Genomic DNA, 4,692 nt, shown 5'->3' with positions numbered 1-4,692 from the left:
CTATGCGTTGCTCCGAGAACTGGGTCGGACCCGGCCAACCCGTCTTCGGCCTCCGCCATGTTGCATGTATGTCGCAGGAGCCTGCGGAACGTGCTGGGACAGGACGGGACGACAAGGAATGCGGCGGGATAACGACTCCGAATCATTCCGGGCGGTTACGAGGTAAGGGCGCGATTCTGCTAGGGGTTTCGCACCGCCCGGCGCGGGTTCGATTCCCGCCGCCTCCACTCTGTATCTCCCGGCAAGGACTCAGCTCTCCGGGGCACTACAGCCAGGGATGGAGCAAAGCCCCGGGCGCCACCAGACCAGCCGCGGAGGCTCAGCAGGAGCCGCCGCCGCGGTAGTGGAAGGTGGAGCCTGTCACCAGGAAGTGGGGGCTCTCCAGGCGCTGCAGCGCCTCGGCGGTCTTGTCACAGACGGACAGCGGGAGGTCGCGAGAGAGGAGGTGCCCCTTGCCGTCGTCGAAGACTTCCTCCGGCCCGAAGTAGATGGCCGTGCGGCCGGTGAAGACGCAGGGGCCGTCTTCAGGCATCGGATCCTTGATGGCCACGACCTCGACGGACTCGAGCAGCAGGTGCTTGTCCAGGCCATAGCGTTCCCGGTCCAGCACGCGATAGGGCACGCGGGCCCGGACCTCCACGGTGCCAAAGCCCGCGCGCACGATGGCGGCCATGTACTCCTCGTAGGTGAGCGCGCCGGAGAGGCACTCGGCGCGCAGCCGTGGGTCCGCCGCCAGATGCGCGGGGATGGGGCGGGTGGCGATGGGGTCGGACAGAGACAGGCGGCCGCGCGGCTTGAGCACGCGGTACATCTCCGAGAGCGCTCGGTCCAGGTGCTCGCGGGTGAAGACGTTGAAGAGGCAGTTCTGGGCTGCCAGATCCACGGAGATGTCGGGCACCGGCAGAGCCAGCGCATCTCCCTCGCGCAGCGAGACGAAGCCCGGCTCGAACCAGGAGTTCTCCTCGGCGGCCACCTGAAGGTTGGCCTGCGCCTTCTCCAGCATCGCCCCCACCGCGTCCACCGCGATGACGCCTCCGGGGCGGCGCGCGAAGTATGCCAGCTGCAACACCTCCATCCCGCCGCCCACGCCCACGTAGAGGATGGTGTCGTCCGAGCCGATGTCGGCCGGATGCACCGTGGTGCCACAGCCGTAGTTCATCTCCTGCATCACGGTGGGCACCTTCAGCCCGGGCAGCTGCCAGATGGGCGCCGTGGTGCAGCACAGCTTGGGCTGCGGCGTGGTGGCGGCCTGCGCGTACACGTCACGCACGATGTCCAGGTACTGCTCGTCCTTGCCCAGAGAACCCATGGCCCCTCTTGCGCAACCCGTGCGTGAGACCGACGAGCCCCGGCGGGCACTCGTCCGTGAAAAGGTGACAGGCGAGTGTACCCGACCTGCGTCACGTGGGCTGCTGCGGAACGCGTGATCGTTCACCAGGGTCCGTCGCCTTGCTGCGGCTTGGGCGGGCGCGGGGGCTCAGGGCAGCGTGAACTGCACCCAGGTCATCCCGTAGAGCGCCAGCAGGACCGCCGCGAGCAGGTCGAGCGTCACCCCCGCCCGCATCATCACAGGCAGGCGCACGTAGCCACTGCCGAAGACGATGGCGTTGGGCGGCGTGCCGGCGGGCAGGGCGAAGTCGCACGAGGAAGCGAAGGTGCTCACCGCCAGCAGGGGGCGCGAGGCGGGCAGCACGTTGAGCATGACGTTCACGGTGGCGGTGTTGGAGGCGATGGCGGACAGGAGGATGGTGGTGGTGGCCACGGTGGCATGCTGCATGAAGGGGGACAGGCCCTCCAGGCCCGCCAGGCGCAGGGAGAGCCACGAGGAGAGCCCGCTGGCCTCGATGCCAGAGGCCAGCGCGAAGCCGCCGCCCAGCAGCAGCAGCGTGTTCCAGGGTACCCGGCGCAGCGCCGCCAGCGATAGCCGCCCGAGCACCAGCAGGGTGCCGGAGGCCAGCAGGGCCACGCCGGCCTCGTAGTGCTTGCCCGCCAGCTTGAAGCCTCCGAAGGCGGCAGCGACGTGGGGCGCGAGCCACCCACGCAGTGGATCCCCGGCGATCCACAGCACCGCCGCGGCCAGGAAGACGAGCCCCACGGTGCGCTCTCCGGCCGACAGGGAGCCGAGCCTGGCCAGCTCCTGGCGGATGACGTCTCCGCCCTGCCCAGGGCCGAGCTGGTCCTTGCGCCCCAGCCGCCACAGCACCCACCAGATGAGGGGCACGAAGAGGATGACGAAGGGCATGGCCGCGGCCATGTACTCCAGGAAACCCACTTCGCTGCTGAACCGCCGCGCCACCACTCCCGCGAAGACGGAGTTGGTGGGGGTGCCGATCTTGGTGCCGATGCCGCCCACGTTGGAGCCGTAGGCCACGGACAGCATCAGCGCGGCGCCGAAGTGCTGGAGCCTTCGTCCCTCCGTGAGCTCGAGCTGCGTCATCAGCGCCATGCCGATGGGCACCATCATCACGGCGGTGGCGGTGTTGGAGATCCACATCGAGACGGCGGCCGTGGCCACCACCATCCCCAGCAGCAGCCGCTGGGGCCCGGTGCCAATGGCCCGCATGATGAGCAGGGCGATGCGGCGGTGCAGCCCCCACTGCTCCAGCCCAGCGCCCAGGGCCATGCCGCCCATGAAGAGGAAGATGTAGGGATCCACAAAGGGCGCGGCGGAGCGGGCCACCTCACCTGGCACGCTCTCCGCGCCATAGACCCCCAGCAGGGGGAAGAGCACCACGGGGAGCAGAGAAGTCCACGCGATGGGGAGGGCCTCAGTGAACCACCAGAGGGCCATCCAGGCGGCGACGGCGGCGGCGGCGGCGGGCCGGTGCTCCATGCCGGGAATCTGGTGCAGCCCCGAGGGAATTAGCAGCAGCAGGGCGGCGGCCAGAGGTCCGGCGGCGAGCCCGATGAGGCGCGTCCGCGTCATCCCTTCCGAGGGGAGAGTCATGGGCACTACCGTCGCACAGGTCCCTCCTCGGCGGCCACGACAGCGAGCAGGAGACCGGGACGGGAAGAGCGCTACCTCGTGCCGGAGTTGCTTGGTAAGAACCAGCCCGATCTGAGAGAGCTCCTCGCGGCACCTGGGCTGGGTTTCCGCTACCAGTACGAGGTCTTGCCCGAAGGTCTTCTGCCGCGCTTCATCGACCAGACCCATGCCTTGAGCCAGAAGGGCCCTCGCTGGCGCACAGGCGTCATCCTGGGATCGCGGATGCCTCCTGGACCCATGACAAGGGGTACCTGGTCGTCCGTGGAACGTGTGACTACTGCGACACTCACAAGAACGACGACTGGCAGGAGTATGCCGCAGCGGTCGCGGCGGGGTACACTCGGGCCCTCATCGAATCGATCTTCGCACCAGAGCGCTGAAGAAGGAGCCGACGCCAGCGAGCCTGGAGGTCCAGGCGAGGTACAGCCTCCACACTCAGGAGTGGCTGACGGCGGCCGCGGCGGCGAACTGGCCACTCCGTCCAACGATACTCGTCGGACGGATACCTCCTAATAAGGCTCCCCTACTTCAGGCGGACCTTGTGCCGCTCTGCCGTCGCGTTGGGCCGTCCCATGAAGGTGTCGAGAAGGCGTTCCTCCACCCCCGCCTCTTCCCAAACAGAGGCACGCTCAAGCCCGATGCACTCTTGCGGTTCCGCACTTCTCTCAGTACCGGCGGTGTCGAAGATCAAGCAGTCGCGGAAGTTCCCCCGGTCCTGCATGAACTGAACGATGGGTTGAGAAAACTGCTCTTCCAGCTTCCTCCACCCGATGACTTCCCACACTCTCTCGTCCATATGGCGGACAGCAATCTTGAAGAGAATGGGCTTGGCGGCAATCCGGTCCAGGTCTGAATCCGGAGTGTCGGTCCTATAATCGTAGTAGGCATCATGCGGCAGTTTCAGCACCCGGCCGTAGCCAAAGGAGCTGTCTGCGAGGGGAATTCTCAAGAACGATCCAGGCTTGTAGAGGCGCGGCATCTGCTAATATCCCGTATACGGGTGAAGTACGCTCCACAAGTCCGTGGCGGCTTCGTGAAACCATCGGCCTCGCGGATTGTCCTTCGCCACGCCGCGTACGGCATTCTCGGTGCGATAGGGCTCTCCGGTGTCGGAGCGGGCGCCTCCCAGGGAATCAATTAACTGCTGCTCTCTCCCGCGAATCCGCCAATACGCGACGTCATCATATCTCTGGCCATAGTCAATGGCGTTCCCAACATCGAACCTATCCACTTCCGCATCGGCGAACGCAGCGTTCTCCGGCTCGGCGTTCTCATCCATGTGATGATTCTTATCGCGAAGGAGAACGGCCGCTATCGCTTGAAGTGCGAGGGACTGGGTGAGATCAACGACCATGCTGGTCCGCCCCGCGTAGAAGCGGTGGGTTGTCTTGTTGAGTTTCGTGTAGGTGACGTAGATGCGCCCCAGCCGTTTCTTGTCACTCTTGTCGAGCTCTGGCTTGAGCGCCGCGCCAGGAGGAGCCTGGGTCGGATATTGACCTTGGACCCAGCCCTTCACATCGCCGAAGTGCGTACCGTAGTACTCGTCCGCGATGTCGATGGGAGTCTTCTCCCCATTCGAGGCCGCCCTGGCCGTCAGGCACACCAGCAGGCCACTGCCGACCGCCGCCACCACCGCGCCTCCCAGCACCACCACCTCTCCCGCCGCGCCGCCAGCCCCGGCCTCCACACCCAGGCTACCTTCGGGC

4 protein-coding genes and 1 pseudogene are annotated in these 4,692 nt (G+C 66.6%); 1 reads left to right on the top strand and 4 read right to left on the bottom strand.

All coding sequences use genetic code 11. The annotated features are described in order from the left end of the window. Positions 1-319: 319 nt before the first annotated feature. Complete coding sequence (gene arsM, locus VD972_RS07730) at positions 320-1,309, bottom strand: arsenosugar biosynthesis arsenite methyltransferase ArsM (protein WP_324983067.1); 990 nt, start codon at positions 1,307-1,309, stop codon at positions 320-322. Positions 1,310-1,477: 168 nt separating this feature from the next. Then, positions 1,478-2,947, bottom strand: coding sequence for a DASS family sodium-coupled anion symporter (locus VD972_RS07725; protein WP_324983063.1), 1,470 nt, complete (start codon positions 2,945-2,947; stop codon positions 1,478-1,480). Between the two features lie 72 nt (positions 2,948-3,019). Between VD972_RS07725 and VD972_RS45425 the strand changes: the two are divergent. Next, positions 3,020-3,499: pseudogene (locus VD972_RS45425) on the top strand (COR domain-containing protein); the annotation flags it as partial. A gap of 10 nt (positions 3,500-3,509) precedes the next feature. Here VD972_RS45425 and VD972_RS07720 read toward each other — a convergent pair. Together VD972_RS07720 and VD972_RS07715 are read right to left on the bottom strand one after the other, a co-directional pair. After that, positions 3,510-3,965, bottom strand: a complete 456-nt coding sequence (locus VD972_RS07720; protein ID WP_324983060.1) for an immunity 26/phosphotriesterase HocA family protein — start codon at positions 3,963-3,965, stop codon at positions 3,510-3,512. A gap of 3 nt (positions 3,966-3,968) precedes the next feature. Continuing rightward, positions 3,969-4,692 (bottom strand): hypothetical protein (locus tag VD972_RS07715; RefSeq protein ID WP_324983057.1); only part of this gene is annotated, 724 nt, incomplete at its 5' end.

It is taken from the genome of Hyalangium sp. (assembly GCF_035629615.1).
Lineage (GTDB): Bacteria > Myxococcota > Myxococcia > Myxococcales > Myxococcaceae > Hyalangium.
Note: the sequence above shows the minus strand (reverse complement) of the source record. Positions and strands in the feature narration are given on the sequence as shown.